At 54.8% G+C, this 21,639-nt stretch carries 19 protein-coding genes; 16 read left to right on the plus strand and 3 right to left on the minus strand.

The features are described 5' to 3' along the window. Positions 1-61: 61 nt before the first annotated feature. A complete protein-coding gene (gene ackA, locus NUX24_RS07540; RefSeq protein ID WP_023312544.1) occupies positions 62-1,264 on the minus strand; it encodes an acetate kinase in 1,203 nt (400 codons plus the stop codon). A 337-nt stretch (positions 1,265-1,601) separates the two neighbouring features. Between ackA and yfbV the strand changes: the two genes are divergently transcribed. The 4 genes from yfbV to NUX24_RS07560 all read left to right on the plus strand — a co-directional run bounded on the left by yfbV (position 1,602) and on the right by NUX24_RS07560 (position 5,222). Next, positions 1,602-2,057, plus strand: coding sequence for a terminus macrodomain insulation protein YfbV (gene yfbV / locus NUX24_RS07545; protein ID WP_023312543.1), 456 nt, complete (start codon positions 1,602-1,604; stop codon positions 2,055-2,057). Between the two features lie 91 nt (positions 2,058-2,148). Further along, positions 2,149-2,643 carry a YfbU family protein gene (locus tag NUX24_RS07550; RefSeq protein ID WP_257830671.1) on the plus strand — a complete coding sequence of 165 codons (495 nt, stop codon included), beginning with the start codon at positions 2,149-2,151 and terminating at the stop codon, positions 2,641-2,643. 11 nt (positions 2,644-2,654) lie between these two features. Then, positions 2,655-3,314 (plus strand): sugar phosphatase, encoded by a 660-nt coding sequence (locus NUX24_RS07555; RefSeq protein ID WP_126329801.1) that lies wholly within the window; start codon positions 2,655-2,657, stop codon positions 3,312-3,314. A gap of 75 nt (positions 3,315-3,389) precedes the next feature. Next, entirely contained in the window at positions 3,390-5,222 is a 1,833-nt protein-coding gene (locus NUX24_RS07560; RefSeq protein ID WP_257830673.1) for an SLC13 family permease, read from the plus strand. A 79-nt stretch (positions 5,223-5,301) separates the two neighbouring features. Here NUX24_RS07560 and yfbR read toward each other — a convergent pair whose 3' ends face one another. Both yfbR and alaA read right to left on the minus strand, forming a co-directional pair. After that, the gene (yfbR, locus tag NUX24_RS07565; protein ID WP_023312539.1) at positions 5,302-5,901 is read right to left on the minus strand and encodes a 5'-deoxynucleotidase; all 600 of its coding nucleotides are present in this window, start codon (positions 5,899-5,901) and stop codon (positions 5,302-5,304) included. Between the two features lie 94 nt (positions 5,902-5,995). Then, the gene (gene alaA, locus NUX24_RS07570; protein ID WP_008500204.1) at positions 5,996-7,210 is read right to left on the minus strand and encodes an alanine transaminase AlaA; all 1,215 of its coding nucleotides are present in this window, start codon (positions 7,208-7,210) and stop codon (positions 5,996-5,998) included. 937 nt (positions 7,211-8,147) lie between these two features. On the opposite strand from alaA, the gene lrhA reads away from it, so the two are divergent. The 12 genes from lrhA to nuoL all read left to right on the plus strand — a co-directional run bounded on the left by lrhA (position 8,148) and on the right by nuoL (position 21,588). Beyond that, positions 8,148-9,086: a transcriptional regulator LrhA gene (gene lrhA / locus NUX24_RS07575; protein ID WP_047174162.1), complete on the plus strand. Its 939-nt coding sequence runs from the start codon at positions 8,148-8,150 to the stop codon at positions 9,084-9,086. A gap of 631 nt (positions 9,087-9,717) precedes the next feature. After that, complete coding sequence (gene nuoA, locus NUX24_RS07580) at positions 9,718-10,158, plus strand: NADH-quinone oxidoreductase subunit NuoA (RefSeq protein WP_257830678.1); 441 nt, start codon at positions 9,718-9,720, stop codon at positions 10,156-10,158. 15 nt (positions 10,159-10,173) lie between these two features. Then, a complete protein-coding gene (nuoB, locus tag NUX24_RS07585; RefSeq protein ID WP_003861482.1) occupies positions 10,174-10,848 on the plus strand; it encodes an NADH-quinone oxidoreductase subunit NuoB in 675 nt (224 codons plus the stop codon). Between the two features lie 89 nt (positions 10,849-10,937). After that, positions 10,938-12,740 (plus strand): NADH-quinone oxidoreductase subunit C/D, encoded by a 1,803-nt coding sequence (gene nuoC, locus NUX24_RS07590; RefSeq protein ID WP_023312537.1) that lies wholly within the window; start codon positions 10,938-10,940, stop codon positions 12,738-12,740. Positions 12,741-12,742: 2 nt separating this feature from the next. Then, a complete protein-coding gene (gene nuoE, locus NUX24_RS07595; RefSeq protein ID WP_006176513.1) occupies positions 12,743-13,243 on the plus strand; it encodes an NADH-quinone oxidoreductase subunit NuoE in 501 nt (166 codons plus the stop codon). Beyond that, a complete protein-coding gene (gene nuoF / locus NUX24_RS07600) occupies positions 13,240-14,577 on the plus strand; it encodes an NADH-quinone oxidoreductase subunit NuoF (protein WP_023312536.1) in 1,338 nt (445 codons plus the stop codon). Before nuoE ends, nuoF begins: the two co-directional genes overlap by 4 nt. Before the next feature lie 55 nt (positions 14,578-14,632). Next, positions 14,633-17,356, plus strand: a complete 2,724-nt coding sequence (nuoG, locus tag NUX24_RS07605; protein ID WP_257830680.1) for an NADH-quinone oxidoreductase subunit NuoG — start codon at positions 14,633-14,635, stop codon at positions 17,354-17,356. Continuing rightward, entirely contained in the window at positions 17,353-18,330 is a 978-nt protein-coding gene (gene nuoH, locus NUX24_RS07610) for an NADH-quinone oxidoreductase subunit NuoH (protein WP_008500211.1), read from the plus strand. Before nuoG ends, nuoH begins: the two co-directional genes overlap by 4 nt. A 13-nt stretch (positions 18,331-18,343) precedes the next feature. After that, on the plus strand, positions 18,344-18,886 hold the full coding sequence (nuoI, locus tag NUX24_RS07615; protein WP_003861491.1) for an NADH-quinone oxidoreductase subunit NuoI: 543 nt from the start codon (positions 18,344-18,346) through the stop codon (positions 18,884-18,886). A gap of 10 nt (positions 18,887-18,896) precedes the next feature. Then, positions 18,897-19,451 (plus strand): NADH-quinone oxidoreductase subunit J, encoded by a 555-nt coding sequence (nuoJ, locus tag NUX24_RS07620; RefSeq protein WP_023312534.1) that lies wholly within the window; start codon positions 18,897-18,899, stop codon positions 19,449-19,451. Further along, the gene (gene nuoK / locus NUX24_RS07625; protein ID WP_003861496.1) at positions 19,448-19,750 is read left to right on the plus strand and encodes an NADH-quinone oxidoreductase subunit NuoK; all 303 of its coding nucleotides are present in this window, start codon (positions 19,448-19,450) and stop codon (positions 19,748-19,750) included. Before nuoJ ends, nuoK begins: the two co-directional genes overlap by 4 nt. Further along, a complete protein-coding gene (gene nuoL / locus NUX24_RS07630) occupies positions 19,747-21,588 on the plus strand; it encodes an NADH-quinone oxidoreductase subunit L (RefSeq protein ID WP_014884634.1) in 1,842 nt (613 codons plus the stop codon). The genes nuoK and nuoL overlap by 4 nt, the downstream gene beginning before the upstream one ends. Positions 21,589-21,639 lie beyond the last annotated feature (51 nt).

Consider the following 21,639-nt stretch of genomic DNA (forward strand, 5'->3'; position numbering starts at 1 on the left):
GTTACCGCCGCAATTGGGCGGGTTACAAAACAGCACCGCCAGCATTGCTGGCGGTGTGGAATCAGGCAGTCAGGCGGTGCGCGTCTTGCGCAATGACCAGTTCTTCGTTAGTTGGGATAACGAGAGCAGGGCGGGTGCCTTCTTTGTTGATGAAGCCAGACTTGCCGAAGCGGGCAGCCAGGTTACGCTCGTGATCAACGTCGAAGCCCAGAACGCCCAGTTTGCCCAGGGACAGTTCACGAACCATTGCCGCGTTCTCACCGATACCACCGGTGAAGATAACCGCGTCCAGACGGCCTTCCATCAGCGCAGTGTAAGAGCCGATGTACTTCGCCAGGCGGTGGCAGTAAACGTCCATTGCACGTTTAGCGTCTTCTTTCTCTGCGTAGTTGTCTTCAACGTAACGGCAGTCGCTGGTGACTTCGGTCAGACCCAGCAGGCCAGACTCTTTAGTCAGCATTTTGTTGATCTGGTCAACGCTCATGCCCAGGGTGTCGTGCAGGTGGAAGATGATCGCCGGGTCGATGTCACCGGAACGGGTACCCATCACCAGACCTTCCAGCGGGGTCAGACCCATGGAAGTATCAACACATTTACCGTTGCGGATAGCAGAAACAGAACCACCGTTGCCCAGGTGGCAGGTGATGATGTTCAGTTCTTCAACCGGCTTGTTCAGGACTTTAGCGGCTTCCTGAGTCACATAGAAGTGGCTGGTGCCGTGCGCGCCGTAGCGACGTACGCCGTGTTCTTTGTACAGGCTGTATGGCAGGGCATAGAGGTAAGACTCTTCCGGCATGGTCTGATGGAACGCGGTGTCGAATACGGCCACGTTTTTGTCTTTCAGATTCGGGAAGGATTTCAGCGCTTCAGCGATACCGATCAGGTGAGCCGGGTTGTGCAGCGGTGCGAAGGACGCAGAGTCCTTGATGCCCTGGATCACAGATTCGTCGATCACGACGGAGCTGGTGTATTTTTCGCCGCCGTGGACGATACGGTGACCAATCGCAGTCAGCTGAGCAGACAGTTCTGGTTTTTGTGCCAGAATAGTGTTAACGATAAAGTTCAGCGCTTCACTGTGAGCGGCGCCTGCACCTAAAGCCGCTTCTTGTTTGCTGCCGTCCATCTTCCACTTGATACGTGCTTCAGGCAGATGGAAACATTCGGCCAAACCAGAGAGGTATTCGTCACCGTTGAGCGCATCGATGATGGCGAATTTCAGTGAGGAGCTACCGCAGTTCAGAACCAGTACTAACTTACTCGACATGGAAGTACCTATTATTGATACGTGGCTAAAAAAACGTCAGTGAGTCTAACAGCGTAACGCATGATGACTCGGACATTTATGATTAACATCATGCCAAACAAACATTGTGGCATGATGGAAGAAATAACTATGATTTTATGCCATTTTGCACAATTTTCAGCCAATGGCATAATGTGCAATAATTTGACGAGTTAATGATTCTCGTCTATGGCCCTATCAGGCTGGCACAGGATACCCGATACGGGGTAGAGATGACAAAATATTTTGAACGTTGTCATAGCTTGTTGTGGTTTTGCACGAAAATTTTAATTTTTATATGTGAAGTTGAGGTACAGCCATGTCGACACCAGAGAACCCGTCCGTAAATTTTTTTAGTCTGTTTCGTCGGGGACAGCATTACGCAAAGACGTGGCCGATGGAAAAGCGCCTTGCGCCGATGTTTATTGAGAATCGCACTATCCGCGCCACGCGCTATGCGATTCGCTTTATGCCGCCAGTCGCTGTCTTTACGTTGTGCTGGCAGATTGCGTTGGGCGGGCAGCTTGGTCCTGCGGTCGCGACGGCGCTCTTCGCCTTAAGCCTGCCGATGCAGGGCCTGTGGTGGTTAGGTAAACGCTCCATCACCCCACTTCCCCCTTCTATTTTACACTGGTTTTATGAAGTGCGCGGAAAACTGGAGGAGGCCGGGCAGGCGCTCGCCCCGGTTGAAGGCAAGCCGGACTACCAGGCGCTGGCGGACACGTTAAAGCGTGCTTTTAAGCAACTGGATAAAACATTCCTCGATGACTTGTGATTGATCATCGAAACGACGACGAAAAGAAGGCACAGTAACAATCAGTTACCGTGTCTTTTTTTTAAGTGCAATGCGCTACAGGAGTCGAAAGATGGAAATGACCCATGCTCAACGTCTGATTTTGTCCAACCAGTACAAGATGATGACTATGCTTGATCCCGATAACGCTGCGCGCTACAGCCGCCTGCAAACCATCGTCGAACGCGGTTTTGGTTTGCAAATGCGCGAACTGGACCGCGAGTTTGGCGAGCTGAAAGAAGAAACCTGTCGCATCGTGATCGACATTATGGAGATGTATCACGCCCTGAACGTGTCCTGGACGAATCTCAAAGATCGGCAGTCCATTGACGAGCGCCGCGTGACCTTCTTAGGCTTTGATGCCGCAACGGAAGCGCGTTATCTGAGCTATGTTCGCTTTATGGTGAATACAGAAGGGCGCTATACCCACTTTGACGCGGGCACCCACGGCTTCAACGCGCAGACCCCTATGTGGGAGAAATATCAGCGTATGCTAAGCGCATGGCACGCCTGCCCGCGCCAGTACCATTTAAGCAGCAACGAAATTCAACAAATCATTAATGCCTGACGGAGGTGCGTGTGCAGTGTAAAGGTTTTCTGTTTGATCTGGACGGTACGCTGGTGGATTCGCTGCCGGTTGTGGAGCGTTCATGGTGCCATTGGGCTGACCGGCATGGCATCGACCATCAGGACGTGCTGAATTTTATCCATGGCAAACAGGCCATTACCTCGCTACGGCACTTCCTGGCCGGACGCTCTGAGGACGAAATTCAGGCGGAGTTCAAATACCTGGAACACATTGAAGCCACGGATACGGACGGCATCACAGCCTTACCGGGCGCGCGCGAACTGCTTGAGCATCTGAACGAGGCGCAGATCCCGTGGGCTATCGTCACCTCAGGCTCCATTCCCGTCGCCCACGCCCGTCATAAGGCGGCAGGTTTACCGAAGCCGGAAGTGTTTATTACTGCGGAGCGCGTAAAGCGCGGTAAACCGGAGCCCGACGCGTTTTTACTGGGCGCTGAACTGCTTGGCCTCGCGCCCGCAGAGTGCGTGGTGGTGGAAGATGCGGCCGCTGGCGTACTGGCCGGGCTGAACGCCGGAAGTCACGTTATCGCCGTTAACGTTCCGGCGGGATCTCCCCGCCTGGAGGAGGCAGACTTTGTGCTGAATTCACTGACGGCACTGGCTGTTTCGAAAGCCTCTGACGGAGTGGTAACCGTCTCGCTAAAACTGTAATCCCATGATACAGCCCCACATTGCTGGGGCTTTTTTATGGCACAATTCCTCATCTCCCACTGACAAGGACATGTTGTGAACGGTGAACTGATTTGGGTCCTGAGCCTGCTTTTAATCGCCATCCTTCTTTTTGCAACGGGCAAGGTACGCATGGACGCCGTCGCCTTGTTTGTCATCGTCGCATTTGTGCTGAGCGGTACGCTCACGCTGCCGGAGGCCTTCTCCGGGTTTAGCGATCCCAACGTTATCCTGATTGCCGCCCTGTTTATTATCGGTGATGGGCTGGTGCGTACCGGCGTGGCGACCATCATGGGATCGTGGCTGGTGAAGGTAGCGGGCAGCAGCGAAACCAAAATGCTGATCTATCTGATGGTGACCGTCGCCGGACTGGGAGCGTTTATGAGCTCAACGGGCGTGGTCGCCATCTTTATCCCGGTGGTGCTGAGCGTCTCCATGCGGATGCAGATCTCGCCGTCGCGCCTGATGATGCCCCTGAGTTTTGCCGGTTTGATCAGCGGCATGATGACGCTGGTGGCAACGCCGCCGAACCTGGTCGTCAACAGCGAGCTTATCCGGGAAGGATTTCAGGGCTTCAGTTTTTTCAGCGTCACCCCGCTTGGGCTGGTCATTCTGGTGATGGGCGTGGTCTACATGCTGCTGACCCGGTTTGCCCTGAAAGGTGAAAAACAGGACAAAAATAAAGAAGGGTGGAAGCGACGCACCTTCCGCGATCTGATTAAAGAGTACCGTCTCACCGGGCGCGCGCGCCGTCTGGCTATTCGTCCCGGTTCGCCGATGGTGGGACAGCGTCTTGACGACCTGAAGCTGCGTGAGCGCTATGGCGCGAACGTGATCGGCGTAGAACGCTGGCGTCGTTTTCGCCGGGTGATCGTCAACGTCAACGGGGTGTCGGAATTCCGCGCGCGGGACGTCCTGCTGATTGATATGTCCACCGCGGACGTGGATCTGCGCGAGTTTTGCAGCGAACAGCTGCTGGAACCGATGGTACTGCGCGGGGAGTATTTCTCCGATCAGGCGCTGGATGTCGGCATGGCCGAAGTATCGCTGATCCCGGAATCGGAACTGTTGGGTAAAACCGTGCGGGAAATGGGATTCCGAACCCGCTATGGCCTGAATGTCGTGGGGCTGAAGCGCGATGGCGTGGCGATGGAAGGGGCGGTGGTGGATGAGCCGATCCTGCTGGGCGATATCTTCCTCGTTGTCGGTAACTGGAAGCTGATTAGCCAGCTCGGGCAAAAAGGGCGCGATTTTGTGGTGCTCAACATGCCTGTCGAGGAGAGCGACGCATCGCCGGCGCACAGCCAGGCGCCCCATGCGATTTTTTGTCTGGTGCTTATGGTGGCGCTGATGCTGACCGATGAAATCCCCAATCCGGTCGCGGCAATTATCGCCTGCCTGTTGATGGGCAAATTCCGCTGCATTGACGCCGAAAGCGCGTATAAAGCCATTCACTGGCCGAGCATTATTCTCATCGTCGGGATGATGCCCTTCGCCCTGGCGCTGCAAAAAACCGGCGGGGTGGATCTGATCGTTAAAGGCTTAATGGACGTTGGCGGCGGGTATGGGCCGTACATGATGCTGGTCTGTCTGTTTATCATGTGCGCCACCATCGGTCTGTTTATCTCCAACACCGCGACGGCGGTACTGATGGCGCCGATTGCGCTGGCGATGGCCAAATCCATGGGCGTGTCGCCGTATCCCTTTGCGATGATGGTGGCGATGGCTGCTTCCGCGGCATTTATGACGCCGGTCTCTTCACCGGTTAACACGCTGGTGCTGGGGCCCGGGAATTATAGGTTCAGTGATTTCGTGAAGCTGGGCGTGCCGTTCACCGTGCTGGTGATGTTGGTGTGCGTGATATTGATACCGGTCCTGTTCCCGTTCTGATAATTTTGCCGGGTGGCGACTGCGCCTTACCCGGCCAACAACCCGTAGGCCCTGCAAGCGCAGCGCCGCTGGGCGAAAATCAGAGTGGCGAATCCTGGCTAATCTCATCCAGCGATAGATGGAAGCTCGGTACAAACACCTGCATAAAGTAATCCATCTCTTCGCTGCGGCGGGATTCCAGCGTTTTTTCCAGACGCGTTTTTGCCAGTAAAAATTCGTTATTCCCCGCGGACAGCTCTTCCAGACACTTCAGGTAGGCGCAGAGCGCGTCGGCCTGCTTGACCAGCGACTTTTCATCTTCCGTGTACTGATGCTCATCGATGAGCGGCTCAAAAATGTCGCGCAACTCATCCGGCACCATGTCAATCAGCTTCTGCTGGGCAATCTTCTCGATAGCCTTATATTCCTGCGCAATTTGCGAGTTGAAATATTTCACCGGCGTGGGCAGGTCGCCGGTCAACACCTCCGACGCATCGTGGTACATCGCCAGCAGGGCGATGCGCTCTGGATTGACCTGACCGTTGAATTTGCGGTTTTTAATGGCGGCCAGCGCATGAGCAACCATGGCAACCTGCAGACTGTGCTCTGACACGTTCTCTGTGCGCACGTTGCGCATCAGCGGCCAGCGGTTGATGAGTTTCAGGCGGGAGAGGTGGGCGAAGAAATGACTCTGACTCATAGGTTACCTTTTGTCTTCACTGCGACAGGCGTTCATTGTGCGGGGAGGGGAGGGAAGATGCAAATCAGGCTACCGAAGTAGCCTGATTTTAAGATTACTGATGGTACCCGGAGAGGAAGCGCCCGAAGCGGCTGATGGCCATTTCGAGGTCATCTTCGCGCGGCAGCGTCACGATACGCACGTGATCCGGCCACGGCCAGTTAAACGCCGTCCCCTGAACCAGCAGCACTTTTTCCTGCAGCAGGAAATCCAGCACCATTTTCTGGTCGTCATGAATATTGAAGCGCTTTGCGTCAATTTTCGGGAACATATAAAGCGCGCCATTCGGCTTCACGCAGGAGACGCCCGGTATATCGTTGATCAGCTCCCACGCGCGGTTGCGCTGTTCGTACAGGCGACCACCGGGAACGATGAACTCGCTAATGCTCTGATAACCACCCAGCGCCGTCTGGATCGCGTGCTGCGCCGGAACGTTGGCACATAAACGCATAGAGGCCAGCATTTCCAGCCCTTCAATATAGCCTTTGGCATGCTTTTTCGGACCGTTTAATACCATCCACCCCTGACGGAAACCGGCCACGCGGTAGGTTTTAGACAGGCCGTTAAAGGTGACGGTCAGCAGATCCGGGGCCAGCGCGGCGATGGAGTGGTGCTGTGCCGCGTCGTACAGGATCTTGTCGTAAATTTCGTCGGCAAAGATGATCAGGTTGTGCTGGCGGGCGAGCTCGACGATCTCCATCAGCAGCTCTTTTGAGTACACCGCGCCCGTTGGGTTGTTCGGGTTAATGATCACGATGCCGCGCGTGCGGGGGGTGATTTTTGCGCGAATATCATCGAGGTCCGGGAACCAGTCGGAGGACTCGTCGCACAGATAGTGCACGGCTTTCCCGCTCGACAGTGATACGGCAGCCGTCCACAGCGGATAGTCCGGCGCGGGAACCAGCATTTCGTCCCCGCTGTTCAGCAGCGCCTGCATTGCCTGCACGATCAGTTCAGAGACGCCGTTGCCGATATAAATATCTTCAACGGTAACATCGCGCATACCGCGTGCCTGATAATGCTGCATGATGGCTTTACGTGCGGAGTAAAGGCCTTTTGAATCGCAATAGCCTTGCGCAGTAGGAAGGTTGCGGATCACGTCAACCAGAATTTCATCCGGCGCTTCAAAACCAAATGGCGCAGGGTTACCAATGTTGAGTTTCAGAACCTTGTTGCCTTCCTCTTCAAGGCGTTTTGCCTCTTTCAGAACCGGGCCGCGGATGTCATAACAGACGTTATCTAGCTTGCTGGATTTTTCGATAGGGGACATGAACCTTTAACCTTTTCGCTATTATTGCCACTCCCTGCCGTGGAAGTCAGCACGGAATAATGTACTCCCCCCTCGCTTCGTTTTGAAGGGTGTGCAGTAGAAGATTTTGTGCCGGAAGCAAAATTTTGATAAATCTTTTTCGCTGTGCGTTAGCTTTTTCACTGTCTTAAAGTTGTGCTCATCGCGATATGACAGGTTAAATATGCTATTCCTTTGACAAAATTCTGTATATTGTGCTGGTGAAAATAAGTGGTGAACCTGACAAGGGTAGCAATCACCCTGAGTGACTTTTCGTAAAACCTGAATGCTTGATACATGTGCCTGTAAAAGCATAATGTGGCTAAAAGTTACTCATGTGAAATTAATGTTAAGTGCCATTAATGAATGGTCTTAATCTAAATTAAAATTTATTTATTATTAACCTATAAAATGCAACTTTAGTTAATTTTAATAAAATTAGTTTAGAAGCTTAACATTCTTCTTTAATCCTCAATATTGCAATAATACTTATAAATAAAGTGGATTTGGGTTAAGATGTCTTTCAGGAAAGCAGAGGACAGATGCAAAAATTTTGTATATCTGGCACTGGCTTTTCGAATTAATTGATTGTTATTGTTGGAATTATCTCTGGCTGGAGTGTGTCGAACATCTCCTGCTACGTTGACAGCGCTGCGATAAAGATGGCAGAAAAGGTGTTATACCTTTAATGTAATTTACATAAACCTGCGAACATCTAAATATCCTTAACGTTTAAGAGAATAAAAATAACGTCATGAAACGTGCTTTCTGACTGTTGATATAAAGCAGCACAATAACTATCTGTCAGGCAGTCTGCCGGGCCGGGATGCGAGGGAAAACCTTCAGAGGGAATTGCTTAACTGTTACACACAGCTTCAACCCGGGCAGCTCCGCACGAGCAACCTGAAAGTGAATAGATATGATAAATGCAAATCGTCCGATAATGAATCTCGACCTCGATCTGCTGAGAACGTTTGTTGCGGTCGCCGATCTCAACACTTTTGCAGCAGCTGCTGCCGCCGTTTGCCGAACTCAGTCCGCCGTTAGCCAGCAAATGCAGCGGCTGGAGCAACTGGTTGGTAAAGAGCTTTTTGCACGTCACGGGCGTAATAAGCTCTTAACGGAACACGGTATTCAGCTACTGGGTTATGCCAGGAAAATTCTTCGCTTTAATGATGAAGCATGTATGTCATTAATGTTTAGCAACCTTCAAGGGGTGCTAACGTTAGGCGCATCTGATGAGTCAGCGGATACAATATTGCCGTTTCTTCTCAACCGTATTAGTTCGGTTTATCCGAAGCTTGCGCTGGACGTTAGCGTAAAACGTAATGCCTTTATGGTTGAGATGTTAAATGAGCATAAAGTCGACCTTGTAGTGACTACGCATCGTCCCGGGCAGTTTGATTGCCTGACGTTGCGCACATCACCTACGCACTGGTATTGCGCAGCCGAGTACGTGCTGCAAAAAGGGGAGCCGGTTCCGCTGGTCTTACTGGATGACCCGAGCCCGTTCCGCGATATGGTGCTTACGGCGCTGAATGAGGCCAACATTCCTTGGCGACTGGCGTATGTGGCTTCCACGCTGCCAGCGGTTCGTGCCGCCGTGAAGGCCGGTCTGGGCGTAACGGCCCGTCCGGTAGAGATGATGAGTCCCGATCTGCGCGTCCTGGGGAAATCCGATGGTCTCCCTGCGCTGCCGGATACGGAATATCTGCTCTGCCACAATTCGTCCAGCCATAACGAGTTGGCCAAAGTGGTGTTCGAGGCGATGGAAAACTACCATAACCCGTGGCAGTTTGAGCGCATTACCTCCGAAGGGGGGGATGACTCCCTGATCGTTGAAGGGGATTTTGAGTGATCGATAGCTCAATATTCTGGTAACAAAATGTAAGTGTAAAAAAAAGCCACTCGTGTGATTTTCACATGCAGTGGCTTTTTTTAAACAACAATACCCGCTTAAGGGACATGGATTTTCAGGGTGCTATCTTACTTATCAATGAGTTGGATGCTTTGGCTTAAAACTTGTCCACTTTCCGTTCTAACTTCAACCATATCCCTCTCATGTTAAAAAAACAGGAAATATGTTGCCGTTTTCCATGTCGAATTAACAAAAGCGTGTCACAGATCAAGAAAATACTCCTATTTGGGGGGAGGAATCGTTGGCAAATCCTGTCAAAATAGGAGGGTTATTTTTTTTACTTCCGAAACGGACACGATTCAACAACATACATTTGACGGAAAGTCATGCACCCACCAGGGTTAAAGGGCACCAAATGTTAATGAGAATCGCTCGATGTAATTTAATGTGAAGAAACCTTTGTTAAAGTTGACAATAGGTTATAGAAAGGAGTAAAAAACCCCATCATTTCGCTGTCTACGTCTCATTTCTGACAGTTAGTGTAAGGTTATTTGTTCCTCCCCATGAATCGATGTGATGCCCATCTGCCAGCAAGAGCAGTGTCGTAGGTATCACTTTTGATGAGTAAGCAATGAGTATGTCAACATCCACAGAAGTCATCGCTCATCACTGGGCATTCGCAATCTTTCTTATTGTAGCCATTGGCCTGTGCTGCCTGATGTTAGTCGGCGGCTGGTTCCTGGGCGGTCGCGCCCGTGCAAGGCACAAAAACACCCCTTTCGAATCAGGTATTGATTCGGTAGGTACCGCTCGCTTACGCCTGTCTGCCAAGTTCTATCTGGTAGCCATGTTCTTCGTCATCTTCGACGTGGAAGCGCTTTACCTTTTCGCATGGTCAACGTCCATCCGCGAAAGTGGTTGGGTGGGCTTTGTCGAGGCCGCAATTTTCATTTTAGTGCTACTGGCCGGTCTGGTTTATCTGGTGCGTATTGGCGCGCTTGACTGGACGCCTGCGCGTTCACGTCGTGAACATGTCAACCCGGAAAACAGTATCTCTAATCGTCAGCAGTAACAGCGAGGCAATAAGATGGATTATACGCTCACCCGCATAGATCCTAACGGTGAGAATGACCGTTACCCCCTGCAAAAACAGGAGATCGTAACCGACCCCCTGGAGCAAGAAGTCAATAAAAGCGTGTACATGGGCAAACTCGAACATGCCATGCACGATATGGTCAACTGGGGTCGTAAGAACTCCATCTGGCCTTACAACTTTGGCCTTTCTTGCTGCTACGTTGAAATGGTGACGTCATTCACTGCGGTGCATGACGTTGCGCGTTTTGGGGCCGAGGTACTCCGTGCTTCCCCGCGTCAGGCTGACCTGATGGTGGTTGCCGGTACGTGCTTTACCAAGATGGCACCTGTTATTCAGCGTCTTTATGACCAGATGCTGGAGCCAAAATGGGTTATCTCCATGGGCGCATGTGCAAACTCTGGCGGTATGTACGACATTTATTCCGTCGTGCAGGGCGTAGATAAATTTATCCCAGTGGATGTGTACATCCCGGGTTGTCCGCCACGTCCGGAAGCCTACATGCAGGCGCTGATGCTGCTGCAGGAGTCTATCGGTAAAGAACGTCGCCCACTGTCGTGGGTGGTTGGCGATCAGGGTGTGTATCGCGCGAACATGCAGTCTGAGCGCGAGCGTAAACGTGGTGAACGTATTGCCGTCACCAACCTGCGTACGCCTGACGAAATTTAATTTGCGCCTGTAGGCCTGGAGAACACCTTCGCATATCACTACTCAAATAGCGCGAAGCCAGGCTCTACAGTCACCACGGACCATTTGCAATGGTGAACAATATGACCGACTTAACCGCGCAAGAAGCCGCCTGGCAGACCCGGGATCATCTGGATGACCCAGTCATTGGCGAACTGCGCAACCGTTTTGGGCCGGATGCCTTTACTGTTCAGGCTACCCGCACCGGGGTACCCGTTGTTTGGGTGAAGCGTGAGCAATTACTGGAAGTTGTCGATTTCCTCAAGAAATTGCCAAAACCGTACGTCATGCTGTTTGACTTACACGGCATGGATGAACGTCTGCGTACCCACCGCCAGGGTCTCCCTGCTGCGGATTTTTCCGTTTTCTACCACCTGATCTCAATAGACCGTAATACGGATATCATGCTCAAGGTGGCATTGTCTGAAAACGACATGCATCTGCCGACGATCACCAAACTTTTCCCGAACGCGAACTGGTATGAGCGTGAAACCTGGGAAATGTTCGGCATGACCTTCGACGGCCACCCGCATCTGACGCGCATCATGATGCCGCAGACCTGGACCGGCCACCCGCTGCGTAAAGACTACCCTGCGCGTGCAACCGAATTCGATCCGTTTGAGCTGACTAAAGCCAAGCAGGATTTGGAAATGGAAGCGCTGACCTTCAAACCGGAAGACTGGGGCATGAAGCGCGGTACCGACAACGAGGACTTCATGTTCCTCAACCTCGGTCCAAACCACCCGTCTGCGCACGGTGCATTCCGTATTATTCTTCAGCTTGATGGCGAAGAGATTGTCGACTGCGTGCCTGACATCGGCTACCACCACCGTGGCGCTGAGAAGATGGGCGAGCGTCAGTCCTGGCACAGCTACATTCCGTATACCGACCGTATCGAGTACCTCGGCGGCTGCGTCAACGAGATGCCATACGTGCTGGCTGTTGAGAAACTGGCGGGTATCGTTACGCCGGATCGCGTTAACGTGATTCGCGTTATGCTCTCAGAACTGTTCCGTATCAACAGCCACCTGCTGTACATCTCCACGTTCATTCAGGACGTCGGCGCGATGACCCCGGTCTTCTTCGCCTTTACCGACCGTCAGAAAATCTACGATCTGGTGGAAGCGATTACCGGTTTCCGTATGCACCCGGCCTGGTTCCGTATCGGCGGCGTGGCACACGATCTGCCGCGCGGCTGGGACCGTCTGCTGCGTGAGTTCCTCGACTGGATGCCAAAACGTCTGGCGTCATACGAGAAAGCCGCGCTGCGTAACACCATTCTGAAAGGCCGTTCCCAGGGCGTTGCTGCCTACGGCGCGAAAGAAGCGCTGGAGTGGGGGACGACAGGTGCAGGTCTGCGTGCGACCGGTATTGATTTCGACGTGCGTAAAGCCCGTCCTTACTCTGGCTACGAGAACTTCGACTTTGAAGTCCCGGTGGGCGGCGGTGTCTCCGACTGCTACACCCGCGTGATGCTGAAAGTAGAAGAGCTGCGTCAGAGTCTGCGCATCCTTGAGCAGTGCCTCAACAACATGCCGGAAGGCCCGTTCAAGGCGGATCACCCGCTGACGACGCCGCCACCGAAAGAGCGCACGCTGCAACATATCGAAACCCTGATCACCCACTTCCTGCAGGTTTCCTGGGGTCCGGTCATGCCGGCGCAAGAATCCTTCCAGATGATTGAAGCGACCAAGGGTATTAACAGTTACTACCTGACCAGTGACGGCAGCACCATGAGCTACCGTACCCGCGTGCGTACGCCGAGCTTTGCGCACCTGCAGCAGATCCCGTCCGCCATCCGCGGCAGTCTGGTCTCCGACCTGATTGTGTATCTGGGTAGTATCGATTTTGTTATGTCAGATGTGGACCGCTAATTATGCACGAGAATCAACAACCACAAACCGAGGCTTTTGAGCTGAGTGAAGCAGAACGTGCCGCCATTGAGCACGAGATGCACCACTACGAAGACCCGCGTGCGGCGTCCATTGAAGCGCTGAAAATCGTACAGAAACAGCGTGGTTGGGTGCCGGATGGGGCGATCTATGAGATCGCGAAAGTGCTGGGTATTCCGGCAAGCGACGTAGAAGGCGTGGCCACGTTCTACAGCCAGATCTTCCGTCAGCCGGTTGGCCGCCATGTGATCCGCTACTGTGACAGCGTGGTCTGCCACATTACCGGTTATCAGGGTATTCAGGCTGCGATTGAGAAAAAGCTCAATATCAAGCCGGGCCAGACCACGTTCGATGGACGCTTTACCCTGCTGCCAACCTGCTGCCTGGGTAACTGCGACAAGGGGCCGACCATGATGATTGATGAGGACACTCACAGCCATCTGACGCCGGAAGCGATTCCTGACCTGCTGGAGCAGTACAAATGAAAACTGTAATTCGTACTGCTGAGACGCATCCGCTGACCTGGCGTCTGCGCGATGACAAACAGCCGGTATGGCTCGACGAATACCAGAGCAAAAACGGCTATGCCGGCGCGCGTAAAGCCCTTGGCGGCATGGCGCCGGACGACATCGTTAACGCAGTGAAAGACTCCGGCCTGAAAGGGCGCGGCGGTGCGGGCTTCTCCACCGGTCTGAAGTGGAGCCTGATGCCGAAAGACGAATCCATGAACATCCGTTACCTGCTGTGTAACGCCGATGAAATGGAGCCGGGCACCTATAAAGACCGCCTGCTGATGGAACAGCTGCCGCACCTGCTGGTGGAAGGCATGCTGATCTCCGCGTTCGCGCTGAAAGCCTACCGTGGCTACATCTTCCTGCGCGGTGAGTACATTGAAGCGGCGGAAAACCTGCGTCGCGCGATTGCCGAAGCCACCGAAGCAGGCCTGCTGGGTAAAAACATCCTGGGAACCGGCTTTGACTTTGAGCTGTTCGTGCACACCGGTGCAGGGCGTTATATCTGCGGTGAAGAAACCGCGCTGATTAACTCCCTGGAAGGCCGCCGCGCGAACCCGCGTTCCAAGCCACCGTTCCCGGCAAGTTCCGGCGTATGGGGTAAACCGACCTGCGTAAACAACGTTGAAACCCTGTGTAACGTTCCGGCTATCCTCGCCAACGGCGTGGAGTGGTATCAGGGCATCTCCTCAAGCAAAGATGCCGGAACCAAGCTGATGGGCTTCTCTGGTCGCGTTAAAAATCCTGGCGTCTGGGAACTGCCGTTCGGTACCACCGCACGCGAAATTCTTGAAGATTATGCCGGCGGCATGCGCGATGGCCTGAAATTCAAAGCCTGGCAGCCGGGTGGGGCAGGGACAGACTTCCTGACCGAAGCCCACCTTGATCTGCCAATGGAATTCGAAAGTATTGGTAAAGCAGGCAGCCGTCTGGGTACGGCGCTGGCGATGGCCGTCGACCACGAGATCGGCATGGTCTCGCTGGTGCGTAACCTGGAAGAGTTCTTCGCCCGTGAGTCCTGCGGCTGGTGTACACCGTGCCGTGATGGTCTGCCGTGGAGCGTGAAGATCCTGCGTGCAATCGAACGTGGCGAAGGCCAGCCTGGGGATATCGAGACGCTTGAGCAACTGTGTCGATTCTTAGGCCCGGGTAAAACCTTCTGTGCCCACGCACCGGGTGCCGTCGAACCTCTGCAGAGCGCGATCAAATATTTCCGCGACGAGTTCGAAGCAGGCATCAAGCAGCCGTTCAGCAATACCCATGCCATCAATGGGATTCAGCCGAACCTGCTTAAAGCGCGCTGGTAACGACAAGAATTTTGATTAACGCTCGGTTTCGACCGAGCCAACTGGAAGCATGCTAATGGCTACGATTCATGTAGACGGCAAAGAATACGAAGTCAACGGGGCGGACAACCTGCTGGAAGCTTGTCTGTCTCTTGGCCTCGATATTCCGTACTTTTGCTGGCATCCGGCGCTGGGCAGCGTCGGTGCTTGCCGCCAGTGTGCGGTGAAGCAATATCAAAACGCGGAAGACACGCGTGGTCGCCTGGTGATGTCCTGTATGACGCCAGCCACCGAAGGCACTTTTATTTCGATTGATGACGAAGAAGCCAAACAGTTCCGCGAAAGCGTTGTGGAATGGTTGATGACCAACCACCCGCACGACTGTCCGGTCTGTGAAGAGGGCGGTAACTGCCACCTTCAGGATATGACCGTGATGACCGGCCACAGCTTCCGTCGCTATCGCTTTACCAAGCGTACCCACCGTAACCAGGACCTGGGGCCGTTCATCTCTCACGAAATGAACCGCTGCATCGCCTGCTACCGCTGCGTGCGTTACTACAAAGACTACGCAGACGGTCAGGATCTGGGCGTGTATGGCGCGCATGACAACGTCTACTTTGGTCGTCCGGAAGACGGTACGCTGGAAAGCGAATTCTCCGGTAACCTGGTAGAAATCTGCCCGACCGGCGTATTCACGGATAAAACCCACTCCGAGCGTTACAACCGTAAATGGGACATGCAGTTTGCGCCAAGCATCTGCCAGCAGTGTTCCCTCGGCTGTAACACCAGCCCGGGTGAGCGTTACGGCGAACTGCGTCGTATCGAAAACCGTTACAACGGTACCGTTAACCACTACTTCCTCTGCGACCGCGGTCGTTTCGGCTATGGCTATGTGAACCTGAAAGACCGTCCGCGTCAGCCGGTTCAGCGCCGTGGTGACGACTTCATTACCCTGAACGCCGAGCAGGCGATGCAGGGCGCGGCAGATATTCTGCGCCAGTCGAAGAAAGTGATCGGTATCGGCTCCCCGCGCGCCAGCATTGAAAGCAACTTCGCGCTGCGCGAGCTGGTTGGCGCGGAAAACTTCTATACCGGTATCGCTCAGGGCGAGCAGGAACGTCTGCAGCTGGTACTGAAAGTGCTGCGTGAAGGCGGTATTCATACCCCTGCGCTGCGCGAAATTGAATCTTATGATGCGGTCCTGGTGCTGGGTGAAGACCTGACGCAGACGGGCGCACGTGCGGCTCTGGCGGTTCGCCAGGCGGTGAAGGGGAAAGCACGTGAAATGGCAGCGGCGCAGAAAGTGGCTGACTGGCAGATTGCGGCGATCCTCAACATCGGCCAGCGCGCGAAGCATCCTCTGTTTGTGACCAACGTCGACAACACCCGTCTGGACGATATCGCCGCGTGGACCTACTGCGCGCCGGTTGAAGATCAGGCGCGCCTCGGCTTTGCCATTGCCCACGCGCTGGACAGCAGCTCGCCGGCCGTTGAACTGGATCGCGACCTGCAAAACAAGGTTGACGTGATTGTTCAGGCCCTGGCGGGTGCGAAGAAACCGCTGATTATTTCCGGGACTAACGCCGGTAGCGCCGAGATCATTCAGGCGGCAGCCAACGTTGCCAAAGCCCTGAAAGGCCGCGGTGCGGACGTCGGCGTGACCATGATTGCCCGTGCGGTGAACAGCATCGGTCTGGGTATGATTGGCGGCGGCTCGCTGGAAGCAGCGTTAAGCGAACTGGAATCCGGTTCCGCTGACGCCGTTGTGGTGCTGGAAAACGATCTGCATCGCCACGCCTCTGCCGCTCGCGTTGACGCCGCGCTCTCCAAAGCGCCGCTGGTAATGGTCATTGACCATCAGCGCACCGCGATTATGGATAAAGCGCACCTGGTGCTCTCTGCGGCAAGCTTCGCAGAAAGCGACGGTACCGTTATCAACAACGAAGGTCGCGCCCAGCGTTTCTTCCAGGTTTACGATCCGGCGTATTACGACAGCAACACCGTGATGCTGGAAAGCTGGCGCTGGCTGCACTCCCTACACAGCACCGTGCAGAGCCGTGAAGTGGACTGGACGCAGCTCGACCACGTTATCGACGCGGTAGTCGAAAAACTGCCTCAGCTGGCAGGCATTAAAGATGCCGCACCTGAAGCAAGCTTCCGCATTCGCGGCCAGAAACTGGCGCGTGAACCGCACCGCTACAGCGGCCGTACCGCGATGCGCGCCAATATCAGCGTGCACGAACCGCGTCAGCCGCAGGATAAAGACACCATGTTCGCCTTCTCTATGGAAGGGAACAACCAGCCGTCTGCGCCGCGTTCGCAAATCCCATTCGCATGGGCGCCGGGCTGGAACTCCCCGCAGGCATGGAACAAGTTCCAGGCTGAAGTGGGTGGCTCCCTGCGTCACGGCGATCCGGGCGTGCGCCTGATTGAAGCCTCCGAAACCGGTCTGGACTTCTTCACCACCGTTCCAGCGAGCTTCCAGGCGCAGGAAGGCAACTGGCGTATCGCGCCGTACTACCATCTGTTCGGTAGCGACGAGCTGTCCCAGCGTTCACCGGTCTTCCAGACCCGTATGCCGCAGCCGTACATCAAGCTTAACCCGGCTGATGCCGCGAAGCTTGGCGTTAACGCGGGCGCGAACATTGCCTTTAGCTATGACGGCCAGACCATCAGCCTGCCGCTGATTATTTCTGAAAGTCTGACAGCAGGGCAGGTCGGTCTGCCGATGGGTATGCCTGGCATCGCGCCGGTTCTGGCGGGTGCGCGTCTTGATAATCTGCAGGAGGCAAAAGCATGAGTTGGTTAACGCCGGATCTTATCGACATCCTGCTGAGCATTCTGAAAGCGATTGTTATCCTGCTGGTGGTGGTCACCTGCGGCGCGTTCATGAGCTTTGGTGAACGTCGTCTGCTCGGTCTGTTCCAGAACCGTTACGGACCGAACCGCGTGGGCTGGGGTGGTTCACTCCAGCTGGTCGCGGACATGATCAAGATGTTCTTTAAAGAGGACTGGATCCCGCGCTTCTCGGACCGCGTGATCTTTACTCTGGCACCGATGATCGCCTTCACCTCGCTTCTGCTGGCGTTTGCTATCGTTCCGGTCAGCCCGACCTGGGTGGTCGCCGATCTGAACATCGGCATTCTGTTCTTCCTGATGATGGCAGGCCTCGCGGTTTACGCGGTGCTGTTCGCAGGCTGGTCCAGTAACAACAAATACTCGCTGCTGGGTGCGATGCGTGCTTCCGCGCAGACGCTGAGCTACGAAGTGTTCCTGGGGCTCTCCCTGATGGGCGTGGTGGCGCAGGCCGGTTCATTCAACATGACCGACATCGTCAATAACCAGGCCGACATCTGGAACGTTATCCCGCAGTTCTTTGGGTTTATTACCTTTGCTATCGCGGGCGTGGCGGTGTGTCACCGTCATCCGTTTGACCAGCCAGAAGCCGAACAGGAACTGGCCGACGGTTACCACATTGAATATTCCGGTATGAAATTCGGTCTGTTCTTCGTGGGCGAGTACATCGGTATCGTCACCATTTCCGCGTTGATGGTAACGCTGTTCTTCGGTGGCTGGCATGGCCCGTTCTTACCGCCGTTCATCTGGTTCGCGCTGAAAACCGCGTTCTTCATGATGATGTTCATTTTGATTCGCGCAGCGTTACCGCGTCCGCGTTACGACCAGGTAATGTCCTTCGGCTGGAAAGTGTGCCTGCCGCTGACGCTCGTCAACTTGTTGGTAACGGCCGCTGTCATTCTCTGGCAGCAGCCATAAGGGGCTATAGACCATGACCTTAAAAGAATTACTGGTAGGCTTCGGTACCCAGGTACGCAGTATCTGGATGATCGGCCTGCACGCGTTTGCCAAACGCGAAACCCGGATGTACCCGGAAGAGCCGGTATATCTGCCGCCGCGCTACCGTGGTCGTATCGTGCTGACGCGCGACCCGGACGGTTCCGAGCGCTGCGTTGCCTGTAACCTGTGTGCGGTAGCGTGTCCGGTAGGCTGTATCTCTCTGCAGAAAGCAGAGACGGTAGACGGCCGCTGGTACCCTGAGTTCTTCCGCATCAACTTCTCACGCTGCATCTTCTGCGGTCTGTGTGAAGAAGCGTGCCCAACCACGGCGATTCAGCTGACTCCAGACTTCGAGCTGGGTGAGTACAAGCGTCAGGACCTGGTGTACGAGAAAGAGGATCTGCTGATTTCCGGTCCGGGCAAATACCCGGAATATAACTTCTACCGGATGGCGGGTATGGCAATCGACGGCAAAGATAAGGGTGAAGCAGAGAACGAAGCTAAGCCTATCGACGTCAAGAGCCTGTTACCGTAAGGAGAGGGCAATGGAATTCGCTTTTTATATCTGTGGCCTTATCGCCATCCTGGCTACGCTGCGAGTGATTACGCACACCAATCCGGTGCATGCGCTGCTGTACTTAATCATCTCCCTGCTGGCTATTTCCGGAGTGTTCTTCGCACTGGGCGCACACTTCGCCGGTGCGCTGGAAATCATCGTCTACGCCGGGGCCATTATGGTGCTGTTCGTGTTCGTGGTGATGATGCTGAACCTGGGCGGCTCTGAGATTGAGCAGGAACGTCAGTGGTTAAAACCGCAGGTGTGGATCGGCCCGGCAATTTTGTCGGCCATCATGCTGGCGGTGATTGTTTACGCCATTCTGGGCGTCAACGATCAGGGCATCGACGGCACGCCGATCGGCGCTAAAGAGGTCGGTATTACCCTCTTTGGACCATACGTTCTGGCGGTTGAACTGGCCTCAATGCTGCTGCTGGCTGGTCTGGTTGTTGCTTTCCACGTTGGCCGCGAAGAGCGTGCTGGCGAGGTGCTGAGCAACCGCACTGACGACCGCGCGAAAAGAAAAACGGAGGAGCGCGCATGATCCCCTTAACACATGGACTGATCCTCGCTGCGATTTTATTCGTTCTGGGTCTGACCGGTCTGGTTATCCGCCGCAATCTGCTGTTTATGCTGATCGGTCTGGAAATCATGATTAACGCCTCCGCGCTGGCCTTCGTGGTCGCCGGAAGCTACTGGGGCCAGACCGATGGTCAGGTGATGTACATTCTCGCCATCAGCCTCGCGGCTGCCGAAGCGAGTATTGGCCTGGCGCTGTTGCTGCAGCTCCATCGTCGCCGCCAGAACCTGAACATCGATTCAGTAAGTGAGTTGCGTGGATGAACATGCTTGCCTTAACCATTATTTTTCCGCTGATTGGCTTCGTGCTGCTGGCGTTTTCTCGCGGCCGCTGGTCTGAGAATCTGTCTGCGACCGTGGGCATTGGCTCCATCGGCCTGGCTGCGCTGGTCACAGCGTATGCGGGTATCGACTTCTTTAACAACGGGCGTCAGCCTTTCAGCGTGCCGCTGTGGACCTGGATGTCGGTCGGTGATTTCAACATCGGCTTCAACCTGGTGCTGGACGGCCTCTCGCTGACCATGCTCTCCGTGGTCACCGGCGTTGGCTTCCTGATCCACATGTTCGCCTCCTGGTATATGCGCGGTGAAGAGGGTTACTCCCGCTTCTTCGCCTATACCAACCTGTTTATCGCCAGCATGGTGGTTCTGGTGCTGGCCGATAACCTGCTGCTGATGTATCTGGGCTGGGAAGGCGTAGGTCTGTGTTCTTACCTGCTGATCGGTTTCTACTACACCGATCCGAAGAATGGCGCAGCGGCCATGAAAGCGTTCGTCGTGACCCGCGTGGGTGACGTCTTCCTCGCTTTCGCGCTGTTCATTCTTTACAACGAACTGGGCACGCTGAACTTCCGCGAAATGGTGGAACTGGCGCCGGCACACTTCGCTGCAGGCAACAATATGCTGTGGTGGGCAACGCTGATGCTGCTGGGTGGCGCCGTGGGTAAATCCGCGCAGCTGCCGTTGCAGACGTGGCTGGCCGACGCGATGGCGGGTCCAACCCCTGTCTCCGCGCTGATCCACGCCGCGACCATGGTCACCGCCGGTGTTTACCTGATTGCGCGTACCCATGGCCTGTTCCTGATGACCCCGGAAATTCTGCATCTGGTGGGTATCGTCGGTGCGGTCACGCTGGTGCTGGCAGGCTTTGCCGCGCTGGTGCAGACCGACATCAAACGCGTTCTCGCGTATTCCACCATGAGCCAGATTGGCTACATGTTCCTGGCGCTGGGCGTTCAGGCGTGGGACGCAGCCATTTTCCACCTGATGACGCACGCGTTCTTTAAAGCGCTGCTGTTCCTCTCGTCTGGTTCCGTGATTCTGGCCTGCCATCACGAGCAGAACATCTTCAAGATGGGCGGACTGCGTAAGTCCATCCCGCTGGTTTATGTCTGCTTCCTGGTGGGCGGCGCGGCGCTGGCGGCACTGCCGCTGATCACCGCGGGCTTCTTCAGTAAGGACGAAATCCTTGCGGGTGCCATGGCGAATGGTCATATCAATCTGATGGTTGCGGGTCTGGTCGGTGCGTTCATGACCTCCCTGTATACCTTCCGTATGATTTTCATCGTATTCCACGGTAAAGAACAAATTCATGCTCACGCAGGGAAGGGGATTACCCACCACCTGCCGCTGATTGTGCTGCTGGTACTGTCCACCTTCGTTGGCGCGATGATTGTGCCGCCGCTGCAGGGCGTACTGCCAGACACCACCGAGCTTGAGCACGGTCGCGTTCTGACGCTTGAAATCACCTCCGGTGTGGTCGCTATCGCGGGCATCCTGATCGCTGCATGGCTGTGGCTGGGCAAACGTACGCTGGTGACTGCCGTTGCCAACAGTGCGCCGGGCCGTCTGCTGGGCACCTGGTGGTACAACGCGTGGGGCTTCGACTGGCTGTACGACATGATCTTCGTTAAGCCGTTCCTGGGCATTGCGTGGCTGCTGAAGCGCGACCCACTAAACAGCCTGATGAATATCCCGGCGATCCTTTCCCGCTTTGCAGGTAAAGGCCTGCTGTATAGCGAGAACGGTTACCTGCGCTGGTATGTAGCGTCAATGAGCATCGGTGCGGTTGTCGTGCTGGCGCTGCTGATGGTGTTGCGTTGATCGTTAAGTGAATTTTATTCGAATTCGTTGAAAATCAGGCCCCTGCTGGGG

Origin of the sequence: Enterobacter sp. HG048, from assembly GCF_024702055.1 — a bacterium.
GTDB lineage: Bacteria > Pseudomonadota > Gammaproteobacteria > Enterobacterales > Enterobacteriaceae > Enterobacter > Enterobacter dykesii.